Source organism: Arthrobacter ruber (genome assembly GCF_002954225.1).
GTDB classification, from domain to species: domain Bacteria; phylum Actinomycetota; class Actinomycetes; order Actinomycetales; family Micrococcaceae; genus Arthrobacter_D; species Arthrobacter_D ruber.
On record NZ_PPTH01000014.1, the window covers coordinates 1 to 26,566 of the forward strand.

The window sequence follows — 26,566 nt, forward strand, 5'->3', positions numbered from 1 at the left end:
CCCGTTCAGCAGACCGCCGTCCAGCAGCCCGCCCTGGGCCGGCGCGGGAGCCGGTGCAGGAGCTGTGCCGCCGGTCGAACCGGTCGCACCGGACCCGCCAGTCGAGGACGAATCCCCGATCACCGACACCGAGTTACCTGACACATTCACCGGCACCACGGCCTCGGGCGAGACCACATTCCCGATGAGCAGACCGCCATCCAACAGCCCGCCGTCGAGCAGCCCGCCGTCGAGCGACACCACGGTCTCCTCGATGATCGAACTGCTCGTGGTACCGGACGCCAGGGGTGCGGTGATGATGGTTCCGAGACCCGATCCGAGCTCGATTTCGGCTGCTGCCGACAGGTCCGCGGCTGATGCCGACCCTGCTCCGAGGGCCACGACGCCCCCGGCTAGAAGGACCCCGTAGAGCCCTCGCTGAACGCATGTACGCATGATGTTCTCCTGTAGATCGAAGTGGTGTGGAGGTGCCCTAGGCACCAGAAGCCCTCAGCCGCGCGCAGGAGCGCGGCGGGGCCACCACTAGTCAGGAGACGAGCCGGGATCGAAGCTGGGAGCTGCCGGAAGACCTGCCGCCGCAGCGCGGGCGGCCTGGTCCATGAGAGGGACGAAGAGGAGAAGGGCCGCTGCGCCGAGTGCGGCGAGCGGCGCTGCGGCCCCGCCACTGGTCATGGACGCGAGGGCCGACGACGAGGATGCGAAGGGCGCAGCGGGGGGTTCCGGTGCCTCGGGAGCGAGCTGCGCGAGTGCCGCCGCTGCGGCCGGCGCGAAGGCGTCGAAGAAGGAGTCGGCACGCACCGACAGGAGCGTCACGGCCTCGACCCCAGAACCACGGCCGGCCTCGGACACCCCGCCGAGCGAGGGCACCATGGCATCCTGCGCAGGAACGGCGTCAGCGACGGCGTCCGAAAGGTCGGAGGCGTCGGCGTCGGACCGCACTGCGGGCCGGTCGGAATCCCCTGCCGAGGAAGCGGTGGGCGCCACCTCGACGCCGGGAGCGGCGTCGGCCACGGTCGGCGGAACCGGCACGGCCACAGGAACAACCACCTCAGGAGCAGCGACCTCAGGAGCAGCGGCTTCCGGAGCGACGAGCTCCGGAAGGGGGACGACGACGTCGACCACGGGATCGACGACGTTCGTCACGGGCTCCACGACCTCGAGCACAGGCGCCGTGACGACGCCCGCGGCTCCATCGACGACGCCGACGACCGGTGCGGTCACTCCTGTGACGGTCCCCTCGGGCACGACTGAGCGGACGATCGGCACCTGCGCGACCAGCCCGTCGACCGCGGAGGTCACCGGGACGAGAACCGTCCCGGCCGGCTGCGCCACGAGCTGGGGCACCTGGGCCACCAGGTCGGGAACGACGGGGAGCTGGAGGGACGGGGGCGCGACCGACGCCGACGAGGCGGGGAGGATCGCGGCCGGAAGCGGATCGGCGACGGCACCCACCGCGGACACCGCGGGTGCGCTCACTGAGCTGACGATGCCCACCGCCGAATCGAGAAGACCGGCCTCACGGGGTGTTTCCGCAGCTGAGGCGCCTGTCGCGCCCAGCGCCATCCAGCCGAGGGCGCCGGCACCGGCGAGGAAGGAAAGGCGCACTGAAGTGGCGAGAGACCGATGCATTGGCATCTTCATCGCGAAACCACCCCCAGGCTGAGACCTGGGGCAACCATAATCCGGCGCGAGCGCGGATGTAAAGAGCAATCCTTAAATGGAGGAACCGGTGTACCGCCGCGGCGGTACACCGGTTCCTCCATGCGGTGCTAGACGGCGAGGATCGCGAGGACCTCGGAGAGCTTCGCGGAGGGCCGCATCACCTGCGTCACCTTGGCGACGTCGGGGTGGAAATAGCCCCCGATGTCCGCGGGTGAACCCTGCACGGCGAGCAGCTCGGACACGATGGTGTCCTCGTTGCCCGTCAGGGCCTCCGCAACCCGGGCGAAGGCGGCGGCGAGCTCGGCGTCCTGCTCCTGCTTGGCCAGCTCCTCCGCCCAGTAGCGGGCGAGGAAGTAGTGGCTGCCACGGTTGTCGATCTCACCCACGCGGCGGCTGGGCGACTTGTTCTCGAGGAGGAACGTCCCGGTGGCGCGATCGAGCGTGGTGGCGAGGATCTGCGCCCGGGCGTTGCCGGTCGACGTCGCCAGGTGCTCGAAGCTGACCGCGAGGGCGAGGAATTCACCCAGGCTGTCCCACCGGAGATGGTTCTCCTTGACCAGCTGCTGCACGTGCTTCGGCGCTGACCCGCCGGCACCGGTCTCGAAGAGCCCGCCACCGTTCATCAGCGGGACCACCGAGAGCATCTTGGCGCTCGTGCCGAGTTCGAGGATCGGGAAGAGATCGGTCAGGTAGTCGCGCAGTACGTTGCCGGTCACCGAGATGGTGTCGGCGCCCTCGCGGATGCGCTTGAGCGTGAAGGCCGTGGCATCGACGGGCGTCATGATCTCGAGCTCGACATCGTCCGTGGCGTTCTCGGCCAGGTACGTCTTGACCTTCGCGATCAGGTGCGCGTCGTGGGCGCGGCTCTCGTCGAGCCAGAAGACGGCGGGCGTTGCCGAGGCGCGGGCACGCGTGACCGCGAGCTTCACCCAGTCGGTGATGGCGGCGTCCTTGGTCTGGCATGCGCGCCAGATGTCGCCCGGCGCGACGTCGTGCTCGATCAACACGGTGCCGTCGGCGTCGACCACCTGCACCTTGCCCTCGGTCTGGATCTCGAAGGTCTTGTCGTGGCTGCCGTACTCCTCGGCCGCCTGGGCCATCAGGCCGACGTTCGGGACGGTACCCATGGTGGTCGGGTCGAAGGCGCCGTTGGCGCGGCAGTCGTCGAGGACCACCTGGTAGATGCCGGCGTAGCTGCTGTCCGGGATGACGGCGAGCGTGTCGGCTTCCTTGCCGTCCGGTCCCCACATGTGGCCGGAGGAACGGATCATCGCAGGCATCGACGCGTCCACGATGACGTCGCTCGGGACGTGCAGGTTGGTGATGCCCTTGTCGGAATCGACCATGGCGATCGCCGGACCGTCCTCCATGCCCTTGGCGATGGCTGCCTGGACGCCCTCGCGGACGTCCTCGGACAGCTTGTCCAGGCCGCCGAGGATCGATGCGAGGCCGTTGTTCGGGCTCAGGCCCGCGGCGGTGAGCTGCTCGCCGTAGGTCTCGAAGAGCTCGGGCAGGAACGCCCGCACCACGTGGCCGAAGATGATCGGGTCGGAGACCTTCATCATGGTGGCCTTGAGGTGCGCGGAGAAGAGCACGCCCTCCTCCTTGGCACGAGCCACCTGCGCCTTCAGGAACGCGTTCAGCGCGTCGGCGCGCATCACGGTGCCGTCGACGACCTCACCCGCGAGGACGGGGATCGATTCCTTGAGCACGGTGACGGAGCCGTCGGCCCCAACCTGCTGGATGGTGACGGTCCCGCCCGCCGGGATGACGACGGACTGCTCGTTCGAGCGGAAGTCGTCGCTCGTCATGTGCGCCACGTTCGTCTTCGACTCAGGCGTCCATGCACCCATGCTGTGCGGGTTCTGGCGTGCGTAGTTCTTGACCGAGGCCGGTGCGCGGCGGTCCGAGTTGCCCTCGCGGAGGACGGGGTTCACCGCGCTGCCCTTGACCTTGTCGTACCGGGCGCGGATCTCCCTCTCCTCGTCCGTGGACGGGTGGTCGGGGTAGTCCGGGAGGGCATAGCCCTGGGCCTGGAGCTCGGCGACGGCCGCCTTGAGCTGCGGGATGGATGCGCTGATGTTGGGCAGCTTGATGATGTTCGCTTCCGGCGTCTTCGCCAGGGCGCCGAGTTCCGCGAGGGCGTCGGCCATCTGCTGGTCCTCGGTCAGGTGGTCGCCGAACAGGGCGATGATGCGCCCCGACAGCGAGATGTCCCGAACCTCCACCTCGACGCCCGCCGTGGACGCGAACGCCTCGATGATCGGCAGGAACGAGTAGGTGGCCAGCATCGGCGCTTCGTCGGTATGGGTGTAGATGATCTTGGCCATGGGTGGCGTCTCCCTGGTGCTCTGCGGTGGTCTATTGGGGGTTGCCCATCGGCTCCAACATACCGAGGTCTCAGGTCTTCGCCTAACGGCGGACACCGGAGGAACAACGGCGTTGACGGGCGGCGTGCGCCGAGGGCCGCGGGCTCCGACAGCGGGGCGGCGCCAGGTACCGCCCCCGGCGCTGCCTCAGTGGAAGAAGTGCCGCGCGCCCGTCAGGTACAGGGTCACGCCGGCGGCGTTCGCGGCGTCGATGACCTCCTGGTCGCGCACCGACCCGCCCGGCTGGACGACGGCGCGCACACCGGCGTCGAGCAGGATCTGCAGTCCGTCGGCGAAGGGGAAGAAGGCGTCCGACGCCGCGACGGACCCGCGGGCCCGCTCTGTGTCGGCGAGCGTGTTGGCCCGCTCCACGGCGAGGCGGCACGAGTCCACGCGGTTGACCTGGCCCATGCCCACGCCCACCGACGCACCGTCCTTCGCCAGGAGGATCGCGTTCGACTTCGCGGCCCGGCAGGCCGTCCAGGCGAACCGGAGGTCGGCGAGCGTGGCGTCGTCGGCGGCGTCACCCGCGGCGAGTGTCCAGCCCGCCGGGTCGTCCCCGTCGGCGTCGAGCGTGTCCGCGACCTGCATGAGCACTCCCCCGGACACCTGGCGGAGCTCCACCGGGTTCCGCCCGTAGCCCTCGGGGAGGGTCAGGAGCCGGATGTTCTTCTTCTGCGAGAGGATCTCCACCGCCTCGGCGGAGAACGACGGCGCGATCACCACCTCCGTGAAGATGTCCTTCACGGTCCCCGCCATGCGGGCGGTGACCTCGCGGTTCGCGGCGATCACCCCGCCGAAGGCGGAGACGGGGTCGCAGGCGTGCGCCTTGGCGTGGGCGTCGGCGATCGGGTCCTCGGCGTCGGCCGATCCGACGGCGACGCCGCACGGGTTGGCGTGCTTGATGATCGCGACGGCGGGCTCGTCGAAGTCGAAGGCCGCGCGGAGGGCGGCATCGGCGTCGACGAAGTTGTTGTAGCTCATGGCCTTGCCGTGGAGCTGGTCCGCCTGGGCTATGCCCGGCGTGGCGCTCTTGTCCACGTAGAGGGCCGCCTGCTGGTGCGGGTTCTCGCCGTAGCGGAGCACCTCGGAGCGCTCGAGCGCGAGGCCCGCGTACCCGGGCCAGGAGAAGTCGTCGTCGGTGTCGAACTGCTCGGCGGTCCAGGAGGCGACGGCGGCGTCGTACGCAGCGGTGTGCGCGAAGGCGAGCGCGGCGAGGCGTCGTCGTGCGGTGAGGTCGAATCCGCCCTCGGCCGCAGCCGTGACGACGTCCCCGTAGCGGGCCGGATCGACGACGACGGCGACCGACGGGTGGTTCTTGGCGGCGGACCGGACCATCGCGGGGCCACCGATGTCGATCTGCTCGACGACGGCGTCCGGCTCCGCACCGGAACGCACCGTCTCGACGAACGGGTAGAGGTTCACGACCACGAGGTCGAAGGCCTCGATGTCGAGTTCGGCCAGCTGGTCCACGTGCTCCTGGCGGCGGCGGTCGGCGAGGATGCCGGCGTGGACCTTCGGGTGCAGGGTCTTGACGCGTCCGTCGAGGGTCTCCTGGAAGCCGGTCACCTCGGAGACCTCGGTGACGGGGACGCCGGTGGCGGCGATGCGCTGCGCCGTCGACCCGGTGGAGACGATCGAGACGCCCGCGCTGTGCAGGCCCTGCGCCAACTCCTCCAGCCCGGTCTTGTCGAACACCGAGATCAGTGCTCGGCGGAGGGGGACACGGTCGAGGTGGGGGCTCACGCAGTTCTCCGTCGGTTCAGGGGTGGGGTCGCGCACCATTCTATAGGGGCGGGACGCGGCGCCCCTCGGCGGGCGACGACGCACCCCGGCGGACACCTGCCGCAGGGATCCGGCGGGGTGCCTGCCGTAAAGTTCTCCCAGTACCCGGTCCCCTTCCACGAAGGCATCATGAGCATCGACACGCAACTCCCCACCGGCGACCAGGTGGTGCAGGACCTCCCCTGGCGCTGGAAGGTGCAGGGGAAGATCTTCCTCATCGGCGGCCTCGGCTTCATGTTCGACGCCTGGGACGTCACCCTCAACGCGTACCTGATCCCCCTCCTGATCGACGACTGGAGCCTCTCCTCCGGCCAGGCGGCATGGGTCGCGACGTCGAACCTGATCGGCATGGCCGTCGGGGCGTTCGCCTGGGGCTCGGTGGCGGACATCATCGGCCGCAAGCGGGCGTTCACCCTCACCCTGCTCGTCTTCTCGCTCTTCACGGTGCTGGGGGCGTTCTCCCCCGACATCGTCTGGTTCTGCGTGTTCCGCTTCCTCGCCGGCTTCGGACTGGGCGGGTGCATCCCCGTGGACTACGCCCTCGTGGGCGAGTTCACCCCCCGCCGCCAGCGCGGCCGCGTGCTCACGGCGATGGATGCCTGGTGGCCCATCGGCGCGTTCCTGTGCGGGGTGGTCACGACGGCGATCGTGGCGCAGACCGGCAGTTGGCGCTTGACCATGCTCGTCATGGTGCTCCCGGCGCTCCTCGTGTTCTGGGTGCGGCGCGGTGTCCCCGAGTCGCCGCTCTACCTCGTGCAGCGCGGACGCCGAGAGGAGGCGCGTGCGGTCATCGACAGCCTGGTGGAGCGCACCGGCGCAACGCGGCGGCAGTGGCGCCTGCCGGTCCCCGAAGAGACCCCGCGCCTGTCCCTCGGCAGCATCTCGGGGCAGCTCACAGGGCTGTGGCGCTACAACTGGCGGATCACGCTGACCGCGTGGAGCCTCTTCCTCACCATCCTGCTCGTGTACTACGGCGCACTGACGTGGATGCCGCGCATCCTCATCGCCTCCGGCTACGGGCAGTCGGTCGCGTTCATCACCACCACGTTCATGACCGGCGTCGGCTTCCTCGGCGTGATCGCCGCCGCCCTGCTCGTGGAGCGCGTGGGCCGCAAGTGGCTCCTCGCGATCACGGGACCAGGGTCCGCCGTGCTCCTCGTGGTCTTCGCCCTGACCCTGGACCTTCCCGCGGTCGCCACGGCCTGGCTGCTGGGCTTCGGCTTCGTGGTGCAGGTGGCCATCCCCGTGCTCTACACGTACGTCTCCGAGCTGTACCCCACGGAGCTCCGGGGCAGCGGCTTCGGCTGGGCGTCGACCATCTCCCGGGTGGGCGCGGGCCTGGTGCCGCTCATCTTCGGCACCCTGCTGTGGCCCCTCCTCGGCCTGCCGCTCACCTTCGCCCTTACGGGCGGACTCGTGGTCCTCGCCGTCGTCTTCATGGCCTTCAACGCACCCGAGACGAGGAACGCCCGGCTGCACTGACGGTGGGGGTCCCGTGACGTCCGCCTTACGACCATCGGGCGCGTGGATCGCCTCGCGCCGGGCTCGGGCCGAGCGTCCGCACGCCACGGCGACCGATGTACCCCGGCCGCCGTCGTGTCGTGCGCGTCCTACAGCCAGCCCTTGCGCTTGAACGCCAGGTACAGGCCGAACCCCATACCGACCATGAGGAACAGGGCGAACGGGTACCCGAGGTGCCAGTGCAGCTCCGGCATGGCGTCGAAGTTCATGCCGTAGATCGAGGCGATCAGGGTCGGTGCGAAGAGGATCGCCGCCCAGGAGGAGATGCGCTTGACCTCCTCGCCCTGCGTCAGCGATGTCTCGGTGAGCCGCGTCATCTCCTCGTTCTGCCGCTGCGCCACGAGCGTCGCGTGCACCGTCAGGGCGTTCTCCAGCAGGGTGCGGAACGTATTGACGCGCTCGACGACGCGGATCACGTGGTCCTGCACGTCGCGGAGGTTCCGGGACAGCTCGGGATCCATCCGGTACTTCTCGGAGCCGCGCAGGAGGTCGTCCATCATGGCTTCCAGGGGGTGCGTGGCGCGCTGGAACTCGATGACCTCGCGGTGCAGTTCGTAGATCCGCCGCGAGACGTCGGGGGCGCCGCTGAACAGCTCGTCCTCGATCTCGTCGATGTCGTTCTCGAGCCCCCGCACCACGGGACCGTACTCGTCCACCACCTGGTCCAGCAGGGCGTAGAGCACGGCCTGCGGCCCGGTGCAGAGCAGCGCGGGGTCTGCCTCGAGCCTGCGCCGTACGATCCCGAGGTCGGGCGACTCGGCGTGCCGGATGGTCACCACGAAGTCGTGCCCGATGAAGATGTGGACCTCGCCGAACTCCACCTTCTCCTCGACGTCGACATAGCGGGCGGGCCGCAGCACCACGAAGAGGGTGTCTCCGTACCGCTCGAGCTTCGCGCGCTGGTGCCCGTTCGTGGCGTCCTCGACGGCGAGGGGGTGCAGCCCGAACTCCGTCTCGACGGCGCCGAGCTCCGCGTGGTCGGGCCGGTACAGGCCGATCCAGCCCATACCGCCGCTCTCACGCATGAGTTCGAACGTCCGGTCCAGGTTCTCGGGGTTGATGCGCTTCTTGCCGTCGACATAGACGGCGTTCGCCACGAGGGGCACGTCAGGCACCCGCCCGTGTGCCGTCGGCCCTGGACCCGGCGCCGGCATCCGCCGACGCGAGCCCCGCGAGGGTCTCGATCAGCAGCCGGCGTTCCTCGACCTTGACGCGTTCGTGCAGGGTCTCCTCGGTGTCTCCGGGCAGGACGACGACCGGAGCCTGAGCGAGGATGGGCCCGGTGTCCACACCGGCGTCGGCGATCATCACGGTGCAGCCGGTGACCTTCACGCCGTGGGCCAGGGCGTCGCGGACGCCGTGGGCGCCGGGGAAGCTCGGCAGCAGCGCCGGATGGGTGTTGAGGTAGCGGCCGGGGAAGCGGTCGAGGAAGTGCTGGTCGACGATGCGCATGAAGCCGGAGGACACCACCCAGTCCGGCTCGTGGGCGGCGACGGCGTCGGTCAGCGCTGCGTTCCACACGGCCCGGTCCGGGTACTGCCGGAAGTCCACCTCGAAGGTGGCGATCCCGGCCTCGGCCGCGCGCCGCACCCCTCCGGTGCCGGGGCGGTCCGCACCGACGGCGGCGATGGTCAGGGGCAGGGTGCCGTCGGCGACGGCGTCCATCACGGCCTGGAGGTTGGACCCGGTCCCGGACACGAGTACTACGATGCGCATGAATCCACCTTAGGTCGCTCCTCGCCTAGGGTTGAACCATGCCGAAGGAGAAGCGATGAGCCAGCAGGGCGCCGGACGGGGTGGGCCGGCCACCGCCGGGACCGGGCGGAACGGGCCGGATGACACCGCCGCGCGGGCCGCCTCGGCGCGTACGTGGCTGCGCCTGTTCCTGCTGGGGCTGCTCTTCGCCCTGCTGACGAGCAGCCTGGTGCTGCCGTGGAAGGTGCTCACGCTCGTGCTGGGGCTCCTCGCGCTGGCGGCCGGCGTCGTCGCGCTCGTGAAGGCGATCAGCGCGAAGCTCCCCCGGCTCGTGCTGCTCGCCACCGCACTGGGCCTCGCGGCGACGCTCTTCCTCGTGACGGGCACGGCCGCGTCGGTGCTGCTCTGGGGCGTCACCCGGACCTACGAGGACTGCATGTCCCGCGCCCTGACCCTGCAGGCGCAGGGCGAGTGCGAGGAGGGGCTCCGGCAGCTGGAGGGACTGGGCGGCTGATCCGGTCGGGCCGCTGCTCAGCGGCGGCGCGGCTCCCGCTCGATCAGCGGTCCGACGGCGTGCCCGAGGAGTGCCCCGACGGCTACCTCGGCGGCCAGCCACAGCCCCACCGCGAGTGGGTCCGGCCCGAGGTCGGTGAACCGGCCCAGGCCCAGCGAGGCACGCGAGACGAGGGCGACGGCGGCGCCGGCGAGACCCGCGGTGATGCCGATCAGCCCCGCGAGCGCGAGCGTCGACGCCGTCGAGGTGAGCCACCGCCGCGGGCTGTGCAGGACGAGCCACTCGTCGAAGTGGTTCTCCCCCTCGCGGAAGAACCACCAGCCGGCGAGGAGCCCGGCGAGGACGGGGATGGCCAGCGCGGCGTAGCCGTACTCGAGCGTGCCGGCCGGCAGGGCACCGAGGACGGGCAGGGCGGGCAGGGGGCCCACGGTGCTGGCCAGCGGAGTCAGGGAACTGCCCGTGCCGAGTGCGAAACCGGCGCCCGTGGACCAGGCCATGGTCCAGACCGCGAGATTGGGCAGGAATCCGAGCTGGAGCAGGGTCACCACGGAGGCACCGGCGATCCCGCCGTCGATCCGCTCGTAGATCGCACTGATGCCGGCCCAGTTGAGCCCGATCGCCACGGCGAGCAGCGCGGCCGAGAGGCACAGGGCCACCATCACGGCGAGGAAGCCCGAGCGGAGGATCGACCACGCGTAGGACCCAGCCCAGCGGGAGTGCTGGCTCGTACGGCCCACCCAGGCGGCGAAGTCCACCCCGACCAGGCGGCTCCAGGCCCCTGCCTCCCGGTAGGCGCCAGTGATGAGCCCGATGCCGGCCGAGACCGGGGGGATCAGCGCCCCCGCCACGAGGGGCGCCGCGGTATCGGGGCCCGTGGAGAGGTAGGCCACGGCCGCGCCGATCAGCGCGTAGGTGAGCAGGGCTCCGAGCAGGGCCTGCCACAGCTGGTCGGTGTAGGAGGCGCGCGCGAGGCGCCTACCCGCACGCCACGCGAGCAGCAGCGGGACGAGGATCAGCCCGAGCGGGATCCCGTGCAGCAGGCCCGTGCCGTGCGCCACCGGGACCCCGTGCATGACGAGCCACCCCTGACCGGCGAGCCGGGCCGCCGATTCCGGCGAGCCGTCCGCGAATCCGCCCGTGAGCCAGACCGCCGCAACCGGCAGGACCACGAGCAACGCCGAGATCAGGGCGGCCTGGCCGAGTTCGAACACCCCCTGCAGCCACAGGGGCATGGGAAGGGCACGGGGTTTGGTGGGGAGTTTCATCCCTTCCATGGTGCCACCGGCGGCGGCCGCGGGAACCGAGCGACGCGGACGCGCGGGCCGTCGGTGTGCCGTGGCGCGCGTCACCCCAGGAGGTCGAGCACACCCTTCACGACGGCGAACGTCGCGCCGACGAACGCGATCACGATGACGAACAGCCGCGCCTGGTCGTCGCGGACGAACCGGCCGAGCTTCTCACCCGCGTAGATGCCGGCGACGATGGCCAGCCCGATCGCGATCCACATCCACGGCGCGAGGACCGGGGCCTGGGACGGGTCGAGGAGCAGCTTGGCCACCAGCGTCACGAGACCGATGCAGACGAAGAACGGCTGGAGGGTCGCGGCGAACGGGCGTTGCGGCCAGCGGGACAGTACGGCGTACGCGCTGACCGCCGGGCCGCCCACCCCTGCCATGGAATTGGTGAGACCCGCGGTGAAGCCCGCGATCACCTTCGGCGGGTTGCCACGCACCACGACGTCGGACCGCTGGAGCACGAGGGAGACGGTCAGGGCCACGAGGACGATGCCGCCGACCGTCACCGACAGGGGCGCTGACGGCACCACCACGGCGAGGAAGGATCCGGGGATGGAGCCGAAGACCGAGGGCACCACGAGCCAGCGGAACGCGCTCCAGTCGATGTCCTTCCACACGCGGCCCACGATGATGGCCGAGGACACCACGCCGCAGATGTTCACGAGCAGCACGCCGGCGTGGGGGCCGAGGATGATCACGAGGAACGGCGCGATCAGCAGCGCGAACCCGAGGCCCGCGATACGCTGCGCGACGGCCCCCACGAGGATGGAGGCCAGCACGATGCAGAAGATGCCGAGGGTCACCCCGCTACAGTACGCCGGGGCAACCAGCGCGTCCTGCCCGTCCTGCCCGTCCTGCGGGAGGACGCGCGCCGGAGGTAGCCTGACTCCATGACGGCCCTCACCACCGCCCTAGCCACGGCTGACTGGCGCCGGCGCGTCTTCGGCCTCTACGACGACGTGCGCGGGTCCGCCGCCGCGGAGTCGCCCGAAGCCGCCCACGGTCTGTGGCGGCGCGGCCGCGACGAACTCTTCCGCACCCACCCCGCGTCGGCGCTCGCCGACCGCGCGAAGGCGTCCTTCCCCGGACTCGCCGTCGCCCCCTACGATCCGGCCTTCCGCTTCGAGGCGCTGCTGGACGACGACGGCGCGGGCCAGGTGATGGATGTCGAGACCGGGACCGACGGCGTCGTGCCGTTCCGGCGCCTGGGCACCCTCGCGCTGCCGGGACTCGGGAAGCTCGCGCTGTGGAAGCTCGCCTCCTACGGCGGCGGCCTCTTCCTGCCGCTGAGGGACGGCACGGCGGGAACACCGGGCGGCACCTACGGCGGCGGTCGCTACGTCCTGGACACCGTCAAGGGTGCGCACCTCGGCGAGGGGCGCGCGCCCGGCAGCCTCGTGGTGGATCTCAACTTCGCGTACAACCCGTCCTGCGCCTACGACGAGGCGTGGGCGTGCCCCCTGCCCGGGCCCGACAACCGGCTCGCCGGCGACGTCCCCGTGGGCGAGCTCTACCGCGAGTACTGAGCGGTCGGGCATGCGGCCTGCGCCGACGCGCGATAGTACGTAGGCTTATGAAATCCGGGGCCCGCCGGACCAGGAAGCCTACGGAAGATACGGACGTGCCGATGGAGCCCATGGAGCCGACGAAGCAGGCGCAGTGGCGCCGCCGCTCCGAGATACCGCTCATGGTCGCCGCCGTCGTGTACCTCGCGGCGTACTCGGTCCAGGTCACGAGCGAACCCGATCCGATGACGGCCCGGCTCCTCGAGGCCGTCATCTGGGCCGTGTGGGCGCTCTTCCTCCTCGACTACCTCGTGAGCCTGGTGCTGGCGCCGGCCCGGGGCCGCTGGTTCGTCCGGCACCTGCACGAACTCGTCATCCTCCTGCTGCCCATGCTGCGCCCGCTCCGGCTGCTGCGGCTCATCCCCCTGCTGCGCGTCCTCAACCGGTCCGGCGGGGACGCCCTGCGCGGGCACATCGTCCTCTACGTAATCTCGGCCATGACGGTGCTCGGCTATGCCGGGGCGCTCGCAGTGCTCGACGTCGAACAGGACGCCCCGGACGCCACCATCCTCACCCTCCCGGACGCCCTCTGGTGGGCCCTGACCACCGTCACCTCGGTGGGCTACGGCGACTACTACCCCGTCACCGCCGCCGGACGGCTCGTGGCGGCCGGCCTCATGCTCGGCGGGATCGGGGTGCTCAGCGCGGTCACGGCGGCGTTCGCCTCCTGGCTCGTGGAGAACGTGGCGACGGCGCGAGCGGCGGAGGAGCAGGCGGCCGGGGCGGGATCGGAGAGTCAGGTCCAGGACCAGCTGAGGAGCGTCAGCCTGCAGATCGACACCCTGACCCGTCAGCTCGCCCACGGTTCCCACAGCGGACAGGGCGGGCACAGCGGGCAGGAGTAGCCGCGGCCGGCGGCGAGTTCTCCCGCCGTTCACCCGGGTTCCATGCGGTGGTGGCCCGCTCTCCGCCTCCGCGCGCGACGGTTGAGGGGTGAGGATCGCCGTAGTCGCAGAATCTTTCCTGCCCCACATGAACGGGGTCACCCACTCGCTGCTCAAGGTGCTCGCGCATCTGCGCAGCCGCGGGGACGAGGTGCTGGTGATCGCGCCGTCGTCGTCCTGGCTCGACGACGAGGCACCCGCCTCGGTGGAGGGCTTCCCCGTCCACTGCCTGCCGTCCATGCCGCTCTCCGGCTACTCCTCCGTGCGCCTGGCCGCGGGGACCGTGGCCCGCGTGCGCCGGATCCTCGCGGAGTTCGAACCTGACGTCGTCCACATCGCCTCCCCGTTCGTGCTCGGCTGGCGGGCCGTGCAGGCCTCCGCCCAGCTCGGTGTCCCCACGGTGTCCGTCTACCAGACGGAGGTGCCCGCGTACGCCTCCCGCTACGGGTTCCCCTGGCTGGAGTCCCTGCTGTGGCAGCGCGTGGAGAACATCCACGACGCCTCGACGCTCACGCTGGTCCCCTCCTCCTTCGCCCTGGCGCAGCTGCGCTCCCACGGCATCCAGCGGCTCAACCTGTGGCGTCGGGGCGTGGACACGTCACGCTTCTCCCCCACCCGGTACGACGCGGGCTGGCGGGCCACCGTCGCGGAGCCCGGCGAGCGCATCATCGGCTACGTGGGCCGCCTCGCAGCGGAGAAGCAGGTCGAGGACCTCGCCGTCCTCGATGCCCTCCCGGGGACGCGGCTCGTGATCATCGGCTCCGGACCGCAGAAGGAGAGCCTGCGCGCACGGTTGCCCCGGGCGCACTTCGCGGGCTTCCAGACCGGGCTGGACCTCGCGCGCATGGTCGCGACGTTCGACGTCTTCGTGCATCCGGGCGAGTCCGAGACCTTCTGCCAGACCATCCAGGAGGCCATGGCCTCCGGGGTCCCCGTGGTCGCCGTCGGCCGGGGCGGGCCCCTGGACCTCGTGGACTCCTCGCGGACGGGATGGCTCTACGAGCCCGGCGACCTCGAGGGACTGCGTGCAGCCGTCGCGGACCTGGCCGGCGACGACGCCAAGCGCCGCGCGTTCGGCCGCGCCGCCCACGCCTCGGTGCAGGGGCGCACCTGGCCGGTGCTGTGCGAGCAGCTCGTCGCCTACTACGCGAAGGCCATCGCGGTACAGGCGCGCCGGGCCGAGGTGGCCTCGGGCGTGCGTCAGGTCCCGCCGCAATCCTGAACCGACCGGCCAGGGCTCTGGACCGCGGCACCGGAAGGCGGTAGGGTGCGCGATCGCACCTGTGCCGCCCGGCAGGCCCTATCATGGGAGCAATCCCACCCACCTCCGGAGGTTCCGATTACAGACACGGCTGCCCAACACGACGTCTACTTCGGCGCGCCGGAGCCGGAGAACGAGGCCGAGATCCTCGAGTCGGCGTCCCGGGCGGCGGTAGCCCGGTTCGACGGCCGCTCCGACATCACCACGGTCAAGCGGCGCTTCACCCTCATCAACCAGGACCGCACCCCGCATCAGGCCATGGTGGAGGACCTGCTCTTCATCCGCGAGGCCCTCGATCGTGCGGGCATCGAGTTCCTCCTGGTGCGCGGCAACGACGAGCGGCCCGTCATCGCCGTCGACCTCGCCGACCGCGGCAGGCTGCGCGCCGCGCTCGTCGAGGCCTGCCGTGACGAGCCCTTCTACTCCCGGACGGTCGACACCAAGCGCCGCACCACACTCCTGGTCGGCGACGGCGAGCTGTCCAAGAGCAGGAACGCGCGCATCTTCCGCCTGTTCCGCCCGCGCATCGAACCCCTCGGGGGTCTGGCCTACGGTCCGTCCGCCGGCGTGCAGATCGAGCTCTGGACCCTCGGCGAGACGGCGATCGAACTGCCCGTCGAGAACTCCCTGACGCGCCGCACCCTGCCTGCCGCCGAGGTGGTGCGTGGCGAGGTCAAGCGCCACGGCCTCGTCTGGCCCACCATCGACAACATGTTCGCGGACCACGCGACGGACATCGACTTCGAGATCGACCTCGTCTTCTCCTGGGTGGACGGCAGCAGCCCCGAGTTCCAGGCGGCCCGGGCGGCCCGCATGCAGGGCGTCGTCGTGGGTGAGGGCGACGACCACGAGGCCCGCTTCCGCCAGATCGACGAGCTCAAGTACGCGCTGCGCTCGGTCTACATGTTCGCGCCGTGGGTGCGCCGCATCTTCATCGCCACCGACTCCGACCGACCCGCCTGGCTCGCCGAGCACCCCTCCGTGACGCTCGTGCGCTCGGAGGAGCACTTCAGGGACCCTTCCGTCCTGCCGACGCACAACTCGCAGGCCGTCGAGTCCCAGCTGCAGCACATCCCCGGCCTGTCCGAGTACTTCCTCTACTCCAACGACGACATGTTCTTCGGGCGCCCCGTGGCACCCGACATGTTCTTCTCCCCCGGCGGGATCACCAAGTTCATCCAGGCGGACACGCGCATCGGGCTCGGCGAGAACGACGCCGAGCGCAGCGGGTTCGAGAACGCGGCCCGCGTCAACCGGCGCCTGCTGCACGAACGCTTCGGCCGTATCACCACGAGGCACCTCGAGCACACCGCCGCTCCCCTGCGCAAGAGCGTCCTGCACGAGATGGAGGCGGAGTTCGCCGCGGAGTTCCAGGCCACCGCGGCATCGCGCTTCCGTGCGAAGGACAACATCTCCGTCACCAACTCGCTCTACCACTACTACGCGCTGCTGACCGGCCGGGCCGTGACGCAGGAGATGGCCCGCGTGAAGTACGTGGACACCACCATGCGCTCGGGGCTCAAGAGTCTCAACAAGATGCTCGACAAGCGCAACCAGGACTTCTTCTGCCTCAACGACGGCAGCTTCCCCGAGGTCCCGGCGGACGAGCGGGCGCGGCTCGTGACGGACTTCCTCGAGAAGTACTTCCCGGTCAAGGCTCCCTGGGAGATCTAGGGCGCCCCGTGGCGCGTCGGCGCCGCGTGCAAGACTGGCGCCATGCAGACCTTCCTGCCGTATCCCGACTTCGCGGCCAGTGCCCGCGTGCTCGACCAGGCGCGGCTGGGCAAGCAGCGCGTCGAGACCCTGCAGGCCCTGCGCGCCCTCGTGATTCCCGACTACGGGTGGCGGCAGCACCCGGCCATCCGGATGTGGATGGGCTACGTCCCGGCCCTGACCGTGTACGGCCTGGCGATGGTCTCCGAGTGGGTGTCACGCGGCCACGCCGACTCGACGCATCGACAGATCCTGGAGTTCGCCCCGCACGTGCTCGATGACCCGGACGTGCCCATGCCGCCGTGGCTGGGGAAGTCCGAGTTCCATGTGAGCCACCGGTCCAACCTGATCCAGAAGGCGCCGGAGATCTACCGCAGCAGGTTCCCCGGAATCCCCGAGGACCTCCCCTACTACTGGCCGGAACCCGAGCAGGAGCGGATCCCCACGGAGCCGACGGGTCGGCGCCTGTGGGTGTGGCGGGCCGCGTCCCAGCCTCCCGCGGGGGACGCGGTGCTGCTCATGCCGCCCGAGCCGCCCGGTGGCAAGGCGGCACCGAAGTGGGAGCGGCAGCTCCACGTGTTCGAGGAGGCCGTGGCCGACGGCGACGCCGTGGCGATCGCCGATCCCGACGGCGAGCACTTCCGTACCGGCCGGGTGGGCCCCGTCCTCATGCACGAGGACGGGCTGATGCGGCCGGCGGACCTGCACGGCTGGCTGCGCAGATCCGACTTCGATCCGCCCGCGCTGCTGCAGGACCCCCGGACGCTGTTCAGCGTGGGCCTGCCGGACGCCCTGACCGCCTGAGCCTGCCGGGACCTTCCCCTGTCAGGCGGATGCGAGCGCTCGCGCGTGACGCCCGTCCGCGATCGTCACCCCCGAGGCCTCGAGCCGGCGCCGGGTCTCCTCGCGCGGCACCACCTCGCCCACGGACGCGTGGCGGCCCGCCGGCACCACCGAGTGCACGATCGTCTCCTCGTACACGTGCACGAGGTTGTAGGACTGCGCGCCGTCCCGTCCCCGGGCGCCGCCGTCGTACAGCAGGTCCTGCGTGTAGCAGGTGGCGCTCGCCACCGAGACCGGCACGCCGGCGAACATCGCCGTCGTCGAGTAGTGCAGGTGCCCGGCGAGGATGGTGCGGACCTCGGAGCCGCGGACGACGTCGGCGAGTGAGCGCTGGTCGCGCAGCTCCACGAGCACCGCGAGGTCCTGGACGCTGGGTACGGGCGGGTGGTGAAGGGCGAGGATGGTCCCGTGGGGAGCCGGGACGCTCAGCTCGCGGGCGAGCCAGTGGAGCTGCCCGGGCGTGAACTCCCCGTGATGATGGCCCGGCACGGTGGAATCCAGGGTGATGATCCTCAGCCCGTCCACGAAGTGCACGGCGTCGACCGGCGCCTGGGGTCCGTCCGCGGCAGGGTCATCGAGCAGGCCGGCCCGGAAGGCGGCGCGGTCGTCGTGGTTGCCCATGGCCCAGATGACCTCGGCGCCCAGCCGGGCGGCGGCCGGGTCGACGATCGCCCGGAGCTTCGCGTACGCCCCGGGCTCCCCCTTGTCGGCGAGGTCGCCGGTGAAGACGATGGCCTGCGGCCGCGCACCGGAGGCCTCGAGATCGTCGAACACCTCACGGAGCCGCTGTTCGCTGTCCACGGCGCCGTACAGCGGACCGTCGCCGGCGAGGAGGTGGGTGTCGCTCATGTGCAGGATGAAGTGCTGCGGCCGAGGGTGTTCTGCTGTCCGGGGGACCATGGAACCTACTCCGATAGCTGATGGGACTTCGCTGGCGTGCCCCCATCCAATCAGGGGCTCCTGCGGACTTCGTGAACGCGCCACGGCACGTCGAGAAACATTGAGGAAACAGGCCCGCCGGCGGAGGGGCTGGCGGGGCGGCACCACGCGCCGTAGGCTCACAGGCGACGACGTTCCCCCACCGAAAGGCACGACCATGGGATTCCGCCTCAGTCACATCCCCCTCCGCCTCGCCACGGGGGCGTTCATCCTCAACTCCGGTCTGGGGAAGACCGCCCTGGACGAGGGCTCGGCGGCCTACCTGCAGGCGATGGCCTCCAGGGCCTTCCCGCAGATCAGCCAGCTCGAGCCGCAGCAGTTCGGCAAGGCCCTGGCGGCCTGCGAGATCACCCTCGGCTCGGCCCTGCTGGCACCCTTCGTCCCGAGCAGGGTCGCCGCCCTCGGCCTCCTCGCGTTCTCGGCGGGGATGATGACCATGTACCTGCGGACCCCGGAGCTCACCATGGAGGACGGCATCCGCCCCACCCAGGACGGCGTGGCCACCGCGAAGGACAGCTGGATGCTGGGGATCGCCCTGTCGCTCCTGCTCGACCGCAAGAAGAAGTAGGAGCCGGAGGACCCTGCCCCATGTGCGGACGCTTCGTCATCGCCGGCAACAAGGCCGACCTCATCGACGCCTTCGAGGTGGACGAGTCCGTCGAGGACGAGGTGGAACCCTCGTGGAACGTGGCTCCCACCAGCACCGTGCAGATCGTCGTCGAGCGGGTGGACCCGGAGACCGGGGAGCTGACGCGGCGGCTCGAGCTCGCCCGCTGGGGCCTCATCCCGTCGTGGGCGAAGTCGGCGTCCGTCGGCGCCCGCATGATCAACGCCCGAAGCGAGACCGTGCTGGAGAAGCCGTCCTTCCGGGCCGCCGCCCTCAAGCGCCGCGCGATCGTGCCTGCTGACGGGTACTACGAGTGGCGGAAGAACGCGGACGGGTCCAAGACCCCCATCTACCTGCACGGCCCCGACGGCTCGCACCTGGGCTTCGCCGGGCTGTACGAGTTCTGGCGCGACCCCTCGACGGCGTCCGGCGAGAACCCGCCGGGATCCTGGGTGGTCAGCTGCACCATCATCACGCGGACGGCGAGCGACGCCCTCGGGGAGATCCATGACCGCACGCCCGTGATCGTGCCACCGGACCTGCGCGGGGACTGGCTCGATCCGCGGAACGACACCCGCCCGGCCGTCCAGGGACTGCTCGACGCCATCCCCGACCCGGAGCTGGTCCCGCGCCTGGTCGGTAGCCGCGTGGGCTCGGTGCGCAACGACGGACCGGACCTCATCGAGCCCCTGCCGGAGCACGCCTAGGTGTACTGGCCGGATCCGGCTGCTCCCTTCCGGTCGTCCCTGCAGTTCAATCGGTTCGAGAAGCCGCTGACCGGATGGCCTCGGCGAGGTCGCGGGGGCGGCTCCACATCGGCCAGTGCCCCGTCGGGAGGTCGATGACGTCGAGGTGCTCGAGATGCGCGACTTCGGCGAACACGGCATGGCCTGCATGGGCCAGCTCCAGCACCTGCGCGCTCGGGATCGAGCAGCACACCAGGGTGGTCCGGACCTTACGGCGGGCATCGTTCGTGAGCTCGACGGGCTGACGGAGCACGGGGCCGGGCTCAGGGACGGCCCGGGCGCGGAAACGCTCGAGAACCTCTGCGCTCAGGCCCTCGAGACTCGCCTGCTGGGCGAGGACGTCGAAGGACGGCAGCGGGAACTCCCCCGATCCCTCGGGGAGGCCCGGTGCGACGACGCTTCCCGTCGCCACAGGGCCGGAGTCGATCCAGACCACCCGATCCACAAGCTCGGGGTGCCGGTCGAGGACGAGGCTGACGGGTGCATTCGCCCCACTGTGAGCGACGAGAGTCGCGGTCCGACCCTCCGGGACTCCGAGTCGGGCGAGGACGTCCAGGACCGCTGCGGCTTGATCGTCGAGAGTCCGCGCCGCACGCTCAGGATCGTTTCCGTCGAGACCAGGGAGCGTCATCGCGATTGTCCGGGAGCGGTCGGTTCCGAGGTGTTCGAGGACTTCATCCCATGCCCAGGCACCCAGCCAGTGGCCGGCGATGAGAAGAATGGTCGGGCTGCTCGTCGTGGTTGTCATGTCACCACCTTCCTGGGCGCTGCGGGCAGCTGTGTGTCACCATTTATGTCATGAATTCGATGCGTGCTGAACGGTGAAGCGAGCAGAACGGCTTCATGCCCTGTCCGAGATGCTGCGCCGCAGCGGCTCCCGGGGCTCCTCCGCCGAGCGGCTGGCCAGGGAGTTCGGCGTGTCCGTGCGCACGGTCAAGAGAGACCTCGCTGCGCTCGAGAACAGCGGCGCGCCTATTTGGTCGCGGCCCGGTCCTGGCGGTGGCTACGGCTTGGCCGCGGGCGCGTCCCTGCCGCCCGTGAGCCTGTCCCCGGCGCAGGCCGTCGCGCTCCTGGCGGCGGTGTCGGCTGCACCCGATGCACCCTATGGCGATCTGGCAGCAGCTGGGATCCGGAAGATCCTGGACGTCCTCGATCCCAGGACCCGTGCACGAGCCGATGAGCTGGCCGGCCGCGTCTGGGTCGACGCGCTCCCGTCCTCGTCGCGCGTGATCAGGTCGGCACTGGAGGAGGCGATGGCCGAGCAGCGGGTGATCCGCATCCGCTACACATCGGGAGACGGGGTCACGACCACCCGCGACGTCGAACCCGTGCTGTTCGCCTCCAGGAACGGCCAGTGGTACCTCGTCGGGTGGTGCCGACTGCGCGATGCGATCCGATGGTTCGCCGTGTCGCGGATCGAGCGAGCCGGCGTCACCAGGACGGCATGCGGCGGCCATACCGTCCACGAGGTCGGAGAACCCCCGGTGAATGCCAGGCCCGTGCACGGTCGGGACGAGTGAGTACCTCGATCAACCACTCCGTTCGTCGCCCCTGGGCCTCGGGCTACTCCGTGTCGCCGTATGGGGCGCGCGGGGCGGGCGGCGACTCCGCGCACGTACGGCGCTGCTGCTCCTGCTGGTTCACGCCCATCGAGGATCCGTGCCTTCCGGGGACCACCGGCGCCTGCCGGAGGGGTACGCCGTCGATCCCTGTCCCCGTGACCGTCCACCGTAACGGTGCCCGATGCCGATGGGAAGCCGCCGGGAGGTACGCCCGGCCCCTTGTCCCGGCGCACTCCGGGTGCCTAGGGTCGGTGCAGGTCACGAGCGCAGGGAGAGGCATGATCAGGACGGACATCGCCCCGGGGATCCACTTCATCGAACACGCCAGGACCAACGTCTACCTCGTCGAGGACGACGACGGCCTGCTGCTGGTGGACACGGGCCTGCCCCGGTCCAAGACCCTGCTGCTCGAGGCGCTCAGCCGGATCGGCCGGTCCGTGCAGGACATCCGCGCCGTGATCCTCACGCACGGGCACTTCGACCACGTGGGCACCGCCGAGCATCTGCGCTCGCGCTACGGCATCCCCGTGTACTGCCACCCCGACGACGCCTTCATCGCGGCGCACCCCTACCGCTACGAGCGGGAACGGACCCCCTTCGTCTACCCGCTGCGCCACGCGCGGTCCGTCCCGGGCCTGCTGCACATGGCCGTCGCCGGCGCCGTCGCCGTCAAGGGTGTGGAGGACACGCTCCCGCTGACGCCCGAGGCCGCCGCGGCCCTGCCCGGCGCACCCCTGCTGGTCCCGACGCCGGGCCACACCAAGGGCCACTGCGGCCTGCACTTCCCGGACCGCGATGCCGTGATCAGCGGCGACGCCCTCGTGACGCGCGACCCCTACACGGGCCGCCCCGGACCGCAGGTCGTGGCGATGGCCGCGACCGCGGACTTCGACACGGCCCTGCGTTCGCTCGAGGCGCTGCGTTCCACCGCCGCGGGCACGGTCCTGCCGGGGCACGGTTTCCCCTGGCTCGCCGGCGTGGACTCAGCGGTGGCCCAGGCCGCCGAGGTGGGCCGCCACTAGGACCAGCACGGGTCGCCGGCCGGGTGCACACGGGGCGATACGCTGGGCTCATGAGCTGGAGCAAGCGTCGGACCGTCATGGGATTCGCCCGCGTCACGGTGAAGCGGGCGGTGATCTCGGTGGTCGCGGCGCAGGCCGTGGTGATCGGCGGGCTCGTGGGCGTGGACACCTACCAGAAGCGCCGGCGCACCCGGCGTCCCGGCTTCCCCCAGCCGGGGACCTTCTCCACCAGGATCGGCACCACGGACACCACGGTGTACACGTTCGGTGAGGACCTCTTCGAGGCGATGATCGCCGCCATCGACGGCGCCCGGCACCAGGTGCTGCTCGAGACGTACATCTGGAAGGGCGACGACGTCGGTGCACGGTTCCGCGATGCGGTGAACCGGGCCGCCGAGCGGGGCGTGAAGGTCTTCGTCATCTACGACGGCTTCGCGAACCTCGTGGTCAACCCGTTCTTCTACTCCTTCCACCCCCTCGTCAACGTCTACCGCTTCCCCGTCCTCCGCCCCTCGATCATCTTCACCAACATCCGCGGCACGGGCTTCGACCACCGCAAGGTACTCGTGGTCGACGACGAGGTGGGCTTCGTGGGCGGGTACAACATCGGCTCGCTCTACGCGACGAAGTGGCGTGACACGCACCTCGAGCTCCGCGGCCCGTCGGTCTGGGAGCTCCGCGAGGCGTTCGTCAGCCTCTGGAACCTGCGCAGCTTCCCGCGCCGGCCGGAGCTGCCCGACCTCAGCGCGTCGTTCTGGGAACCCCGCATCCGCGCGGTCAACAACATCCCGGCCAACCTGGTGTTCCCCATCCGGGGCGTGTACCTCGATGCGATCAACCGTGCCCAGAAGCACATCTTCATCACCACCGCGTACTTCATCCCCGACCGGCAGATCCACGAGGCCCTGCTGCGGGCGAGCCGCCGGGGTGTGGACGTCCGCGTGATCCTCCCCGAGGACTCCAACCACGTGGTCTCCGACTGGCTGTCCCGCGGGTTCTACTCCTCGCTGATCGGCGCCGGTGTGCAGATCCTGCTGTACCAGAACTCGATGATCCACGCGAAGACCGCGACGATCGACGGCGAGTGGAGCACGGTGGGCACGGCCAACATCGACCGTCTGAGCCTCACCGGCAACTACGAGATCAACCTCGAGATCTTCGACCGCGACCTCGCGGCCACGATGGAGAGGATCTTCGAGGTGGACTCCTCCAACAGCCGCGTGCTGACCCGGGAGGAATGGGACAGCCGACACCTCGTGGCCCGCGCCAGCGAGGCGATCATCGCGCCGCTGCGTCCGTTCCTGTAGGGCCCGGGGTGAAGCGCTCGAGGTAGCCACGCTGCGAGGAGAGCACGTGCCCGGCCATCAGGCGCTCGGCCTCGGCCTCGTCCCCGGCGTCGATCGCCCCGAGGATCAGGCGGTGCTCGCCCCACGAGTGCCTGCCGCGGCTGTCCACGTCGGCCGCGTAGAGCCACTCGATCTTGCCGGAGATCTGCCGCAGCAGGGCTGCGAGGGACGCGCTGCCGCTGAGCGACGCGACGCCCAGATGGAAGCGGTTGTTCAGCTCGGGCAGGTCCGCGAGGGCGTCCGCCGCTACGGCGCGATCGCCGTCGTCCAGGACGCCGGCCAGGGTCCTGCGCGCCTCCCACCACCCGCGTCCGGGCGGCTGGCCGGCGGAGTGCGTCGCCGCCCGCCGGGCCGCGCGGCGGGCGATGGTGGCCTCGATGATGCCGCGGACGGCGAAGAGGTCCTCGGCGTCGTCGAGCGGGATCTCCGCCACGGTGGAGCCGGCGTAGGGCCTGGACTCGACGAACCCCTCCGCCTCCAGCGCACGCAGCGCCTCCCGCACCGGCACGCGCGAGACACCGTACGCGGTGGACAGCGCCGCCTCCGTCACGCGGGCGCCGGGCCGCAGGGCACCGAGGATGATGTCCCGCCGGATGGCGTCGAGGACGCGCTGCGGCGCCGGGTCCTGTCCGGGCTGCGGCGCCGGGTCAGCCATCAGCGTCCCGCAGCATAGCCCTGTGCTCCTCGCGGGTTGGCGGCCGCGGAGAGCACGCCGGTCCCGTGGTCCTTCGTCACCGAGGACAGCCTTCCGAGCGACCAGTCCCCCGCGCGCGTGACGACATGGCCCCGGCGTTCGAGCTCCGCGATGACGTCCTCGCCGAGCCGGTCCTCCACCACGGCGCCCCCGGGCTCCCAGGTGCGCGGCCAGAAGGAGCCGGGGATGGAGGTGGTGTGCAGTGACGGCGCGTCGATGGCCTGCTGCGGCGTGTATCCGCCCACGATGGTGCGGAGGATGTAGAGCAGCTGCCACTGGTCCTGCTGGTCGCCGCCCGGCGAGCCGAGAGCCACGACGGTCTTGCCGTCCTCGAGGATCAGCGTGGGCGTGAGGGTGGTGCGGGGGCGCTTGCCGGCCGTCAGGGTGGACGGGCCGCCGTCCTCCAGCCAGGTCATCTGCAGCCGCGAGCCGAGGCAGAAGCCCAGCTCGGGGATGGTCGGGGAGGACTGCAGCCACCCGCCGCTGGGCGTCGCGGACACCATGTTGCCGTGCGCGTCGACCACGTCGATGTGGCACGTGTCGCCGCGCGTCTCGCCGCTGCTGGACACCGTGGGCTCACCCACTCCGGCGAAACCGCCGCCGCCCACGAGGGCGGGCGGCGTGTACTCGGTGCGCAGCGGCGGGATGAACGGCTCGACGCCGGGCACGGTCCCGGGCCGGAAGTCCAGGGACGCCTCGTCGGTGATCAGGGCGCGGCGCTCGGCGGCGTACTCGGCCGAGAGCAGGTACTCCAGGGGCACCTCGGCGTCACCGTAGTACGCCTCGCGGTCCGCGATGGCGAGTTTCTGCGCCTCGAGGATGGTGTGTGCGCCGAGGGCGGTGGACGGGTCGAGCCGTTCGTCGTCGAACCCGTCGAGGATCGCGAGGGTCTGCAGCAGCGCCGGTCCCTGGCCCCACGGGCCCGTCTTGGCGATGGTGTGACCACGGAACTCGAGGGTGGCCGCTTCCTCGTAACCCGCCTCGAAGGCGGCGAAGTCCTCGACCGTGATGACGCCGGCGTGGTCGAGCCCGGAGGAGTGCCGGTGCGGCACGGCCACGAACGCGGCGGAGGCCTGCGCCACGAGCCCCGTGCGCCACTCGCGCCGTGCGGCGTCGATGCGCTCCTCGCGGCTGGCACCGTCGGCGGCCGCGCCGACGAGTGACTCGAGGACGCGCGCGTAGGCCTCGTTGCGGATCACCTCGCCCTCGCGCGGCGGCCTGCCCTCGGGCATCCAGAGGGCCGCCGACGTAGGCCAGTGCTCCGTGAAGAGGTCCGCGACTGCGGCGATGGTCGCCCCGACGCGCCCCACGACCGGGTGGCCGTCCCGCGCGTACCCGATCGCGAAGTCGAGCACCTCCCCCACCTCCCACGTCCCGTGGTCACGCAGCAGGAGGAGCCAGGCGTCCACGGCGGCGGGGACGGCGGCGGCGAGGGCGCCGGCACCCGGGACGAGCTCGAGACCCTCGGCGAGGTAGTGCTCCCGCGTGGCGGCGGCCGGTGCCGGGCCCTGGCCCATGAGGACGGTCGCCCGGCCGGGATCCGCGGCGGTCGCGAACACGCCGGTCATGTCGCCCCCGGGTCCGTTGAGGTGCGGTTCGACGACGTGCAGCACGAACGCCCCGGCGACGGCGGCGTCGAAGGCGTTGCCGTCGCGCTCGAGCACGGCCTGGGCGGAGGCGGTGGCCAGCCAGTGCGTGGACGCGCTCATGCCGAAGGTGCCCTGGAGCGTGGGCCGTGTGGTGAAGGTGGGAGGGGGGGTATACACGGTACGACGATATGCTTCGTATACATTCGCGGCAAGGGACCGAGGGAGATCATGGCGAAGAAGAACCGGGTGGACACGGACCGCCTCCACCTGTGGCTCATGCTCGTGCTGACGTTCTCGACGGGGGTGATCGACGCCGTCGGCTACCTGGGGCTCGACCGCGTCTTCACGGGCAACATGACCGGCAACGTGGTGCTCCTCGGCATGGCGTTCGCAGGCGGCGACGGACTCCCGATCCTCCGGCCGGCGCTCGCCCTCGTGTTCTTCATGGTGGGGGCGGCCCTCGCCGGACGGGTGCTGCGGAAGGGTCCCGAGGGCTGGTCCGGGCGTACCTCGAGCACCCTCCTCGCGGTGACCGCGGGTCTGACGGCCCTCGCCGTCTACGTCGCGCTGGTCGACGTGCACGCCGACGAGGTGCTGGGCAGCATCACGACGTCGGTGCTCGCCACGGTGATGGGCATCCAGGCCGCGACGGCCAAGCGCCTGAAGGTCGCCGAGATCACCACGGTGGTGGTGACGTCGACCATCACGGGCCTCGCCTCGGACTCGCGCCTCGCCGGCGGCACGAGCATCCACTGGGCCCGCCGCGCCTCGGCCATCGCGCTCATCATGGCCGGCGCCGTCGTGGGCGCCCTGGCCCTGACGGTGGGGCTCTGGCTCGGGGTGGCGGTCTCCGCGGCGCTGTCCGCCGTCGTCACCCTCCTCGGGCACCTGCGCCACCGCCGGGACAAGGAGGAGATGATCGCAGGGAGCGCCAAGGTAGCCGCACTACGGTAG

General features: G+C 70.9%; 24 protein-coding genes and 1 pseudogene. 13 read left to right on the top strand and 12 right to left on the bottom strand.

The genetic code is table 11. The features are described from left to right. From CI785_RS05140 to purH, 4 genes and pseudogenes are all read right to left on the bottom strand, one after another. Nucleotides 1-435: pseudogene (locus tag CI785_RS05140) on the bottom strand (hypothetical protein); the annotation flags it as partial. A gap of 87 nt (nucleotides 436-522) precedes the next feature. Beyond that, on the bottom strand, nucleotides 523-1,605 hold the full coding sequence (locus CI785_RS05145) for a hypothetical protein (RefSeq protein WP_105031028.1): 1,083 nt from the start codon (nucleotides 1,603-1,605) through the stop codon (nucleotides 523-525). A 164-nt stretch (nucleotides 1,606-1,769) separates the two neighbouring features. Next, the gene (locus tag CI785_RS05150) at nucleotides 1,770-3,992 is read right to left on the bottom strand and encodes an NADP-dependent isocitrate dehydrogenase (RefSeq protein WP_105031029.1); all 2,223 of its coding nucleotides are present in this window, start codon (nucleotides 3,990-3,992) and stop codon (nucleotides 1,770-1,772) included. 186 nt (nucleotides 3,993-4,178) lie between these two features. Next, nucleotides 4,179-5,816, bottom strand: a complete 1,638-nt coding sequence (gene purH / locus CI785_RS05155; protein ID WP_105031030.1) for a bifunctional phosphoribosylaminoimidazolecarboxamide formyltransferase/IMP cyclohydrolase — start codon at nucleotides 5,814-5,816, stop codon at nucleotides 4,179-4,181. Between the two features lie 129 nt (nucleotides 5,817-5,945). On the opposite strand from purH, the gene CI785_RS05160 reads away from it, so the two are divergent. Beyond that, nucleotides 5,946-7,298 carry an MFS transporter gene (locus CI785_RS05160; protein WP_105031287.1) on the top strand — a complete coding sequence of 451 codons (1,353 nt, stop codon included), beginning with the start codon at nucleotides 5,946-5,948 and terminating at the stop codon, nucleotides 7,296-7,298. 128 nt (nucleotides 7,299-7,426) lie between these two features. Here CI785_RS05160 and corA read toward each other — a convergent pair whose 3' ends face one another. Both corA and purN read right to left on the bottom strand, forming a co-directional pair. Beyond that, nucleotides 7,427-8,491, bottom strand: coding sequence for a magnesium/cobalt transporter CorA (gene corA / locus CI785_RS05165; RefSeq protein WP_420808210.1), 1,065 nt, complete (start codon nucleotides 8,489-8,491; stop codon nucleotides 7,427-7,429). Further along, complete coding sequence (gene purN / locus CI785_RS05170; RefSeq protein ID WP_105031032.1) at nucleotides 8,445-9,053, bottom strand: phosphoribosylglycinamide formyltransferase; 609 nt, start codon at nucleotides 9,051-9,053, stop codon at nucleotides 8,445-8,447. Before purN ends, corA begins: the two co-directional genes overlap by 47 nt. Nucleotides 9,054-9,108: 55 nt before the next feature. Here purN and CI785_RS05175 point away from each other — a divergent pair, with 55 nt between their 5' ends. Further along, nucleotides 9,109-9,546 carry a hypothetical protein gene (locus CI785_RS05175; protein ID WP_105031033.1) on the top strand — a complete coding sequence of 146 codons (438 nt, stop codon included), beginning with the start codon at nucleotides 9,109-9,111 and terminating at the stop codon, nucleotides 9,544-9,546. 17 nt (nucleotides 9,547-9,563) lie between these two features. On the opposite strand, the gene CI785_RS05180 is transcribed toward CI785_RS05175, so the two are convergent. Both CI785_RS05180 and CI785_RS05185 read right to left on the bottom strand, forming a co-directional pair. Further along, on the bottom strand, nucleotides 9,564-10,811 hold the full coding sequence (locus CI785_RS05180; RefSeq protein ID WP_105031034.1) for a cell division protein PerM: 1,248 nt from the start codon (nucleotides 10,809-10,811) through the stop codon (nucleotides 9,564-9,566). Nucleotides 10,812-10,891: 80 nt separating this feature from the next. Then, nucleotides 10,892-11,644 carry a sulfite exporter TauE/SafE family protein gene (locus CI785_RS05185; protein WP_105031035.1) on the bottom strand — a complete coding sequence of 251 codons (753 nt, stop codon included), beginning with the start codon at nucleotides 11,642-11,644 and terminating at the stop codon, nucleotides 10,892-10,894. An 87-nt stretch (nucleotides 11,645-11,731) separates the two neighbouring features. Here CI785_RS05185 and CI785_RS05190 point away from each other — a divergent pair, with 87 nt between their 5' ends. From CI785_RS05190 to CI785_RS05210, 5 genes are all read left to right on the top strand, one after another. Next, complete coding sequence (locus tag CI785_RS05190; RefSeq protein WP_105031036.1) at nucleotides 11,732-12,367, top strand: DUF1684 domain-containing protein; 636 nt, start codon at nucleotides 11,732-11,734, stop codon at nucleotides 12,365-12,367. Between the two features lie 101 nt (nucleotides 12,368-12,468). Next, nucleotides 12,469-13,251 (top strand): potassium channel family protein, encoded by a 783-nt coding sequence (locus tag CI785_RS05195; protein ID WP_105031037.1) that lies wholly within the window; start codon nucleotides 12,469-12,471, stop codon nucleotides 13,249-13,251. Between the two features lie 88 nt (nucleotides 13,252-13,339). Continuing rightward, on the top strand, nucleotides 13,340-14,512 hold the full coding sequence (locus CI785_RS05200; protein WP_105031038.1) for a glycosyltransferase family 4 protein: 1,173 nt from the start codon (nucleotides 13,340-13,342) through the stop codon (nucleotides 14,510-14,512). A gap of 297 nt (nucleotides 14,513-14,809) precedes the next feature. After that, nucleotides 14,810-16,225, top strand: a complete 1,416-nt coding sequence (locus tag CI785_RS05205) for a stealth family protein (protein ID WP_338064879.1) — start codon at nucleotides 14,810-14,812, stop codon at nucleotides 16,223-16,225. A gap of 42 nt (nucleotides 16,226-16,267) precedes the next feature. After that, nucleotides 16,268-17,068: an MSMEG_6728 family protein gene (locus CI785_RS05210; protein ID WP_105031039.1), complete on the top strand. Its 801-nt coding sequence runs from the start codon at nucleotides 16,268-16,270 to the stop codon at nucleotides 17,066-17,068. A 21-nt stretch (nucleotides 17,069-17,089) separates the two neighbouring features. On the opposite strand, the gene CI785_RS05215 is transcribed toward CI785_RS05210, so the two are convergent. Continuing rightward, nucleotides 17,090-17,956: a phosphodiesterase gene (locus tag CI785_RS05215; protein WP_420808212.1), complete on the bottom strand. Its 867-nt coding sequence runs from the start codon at nucleotides 17,954-17,956 to the stop codon at nucleotides 17,090-17,092. Between the two features lie 247 nt (nucleotides 17,957-18,203). Between CI785_RS05215 and CI785_RS05220 the strand changes: the two genes are divergently transcribed. Together CI785_RS05220 and CI785_RS05225 are read left to right on the top strand one after the other, a co-directional pair. Continuing rightward, nucleotides 18,204-18,614: a DoxX family membrane protein gene (locus tag CI785_RS05220; RefSeq protein ID WP_105031041.1), complete on the top strand. Its 411-nt coding sequence runs from the start codon at nucleotides 18,204-18,206 to the stop codon at nucleotides 18,612-18,614. A gap of 20 nt (nucleotides 18,615-18,634) precedes the next feature. Then, the gene (locus CI785_RS05225; RefSeq protein ID WP_105031042.1) at nucleotides 18,635-19,360 is read left to right on the top strand and encodes an SOS response-associated peptidase; all 726 of its coding nucleotides are present in this window, start codon (nucleotides 18,635-18,637) and stop codon (nucleotides 19,358-19,360) included. 46 nt (nucleotides 19,361-19,406) lie between these two features. Here CI785_RS05225 and CI785_RS05230 read toward each other — a convergent pair whose 3' ends face one another. After that, nucleotides 19,407-20,147 (bottom strand): alpha/beta fold hydrolase, encoded by a 741-nt coding sequence (locus CI785_RS05230; RefSeq protein WP_105031043.1) that lies wholly within the window; start codon nucleotides 20,145-20,147, stop codon nucleotides 19,407-19,409. A gap of 73 nt (nucleotides 20,148-20,220) precedes the next feature. Here CI785_RS05230 and CI785_RS05235 point away from each other — a divergent pair, with 73 nt between their 5' ends. The 3 genes from CI785_RS05235 (at nucleotide 20,221) to CI785_RS05245 (ending at nucleotide 23,290) form a co-directional block, all read left to right on the top strand. Continuing rightward, entirely contained in the window at nucleotides 20,221-20,919 is a 699-nt protein-coding gene (locus tag CI785_RS05235; RefSeq protein ID WP_105031044.1) for a helix-turn-helix transcriptional regulator, read from the top strand. A gap of 320 nt (nucleotides 20,920-21,239) precedes the next feature. Continuing rightward, nucleotides 21,240-21,983: an MBL fold metallo-hydrolase gene (locus CI785_RS05240; RefSeq protein WP_105031045.1), complete on the top strand. Its 744-nt coding sequence runs from the start codon at nucleotides 21,240-21,242 to the stop codon at nucleotides 21,981-21,983. Nucleotides 21,984-22,033: 50 nt separating this feature from the next. Further along, nucleotides 22,034-23,290 (top strand): phospholipase D-like domain-containing protein, encoded by a 1,257-nt coding sequence (locus CI785_RS05245; RefSeq protein WP_105031046.1) that lies wholly within the window; start codon nucleotides 22,034-22,036, stop codon nucleotides 23,288-23,290. Here CI785_RS05245 and CI785_RS05250 read toward each other — a convergent pair. Further along, nucleotides 23,262-23,984 carry a GntR family transcriptional regulator gene (locus CI785_RS05250; RefSeq protein WP_105031047.1) on the bottom strand — a complete coding sequence of 241 codons (723 nt, stop codon included), beginning with the start codon at nucleotides 23,982-23,984 and terminating at the stop codon, nucleotides 23,262-23,264. The genes CI785_RS05245 and CI785_RS05250 overlap by 29 nt on opposite strands. After that, on the bottom strand, nucleotides 23,984-25,732 hold the full coding sequence (locus CI785_RS05255; protein WP_105031289.1) for a gamma-glutamyltransferase family protein: 1,749 nt from the start codon (nucleotides 25,730-25,732) through the stop codon (nucleotides 23,984-23,986). The genes CI785_RS05250 and CI785_RS05255 overlap by 1 nt, the downstream gene beginning before the upstream one ends. 108 nt (nucleotides 25,733-25,840) lie before the next feature. Here CI785_RS05255 and CI785_RS05260 point away from each other — a divergent pair, with 108 nt between their 5' ends. Beyond that, entirely contained in the window at nucleotides 25,841-26,566 is a 726-nt protein-coding gene (locus CI785_RS05260) for a YoaK family protein (RefSeq protein ID WP_105031048.1), read from the top strand.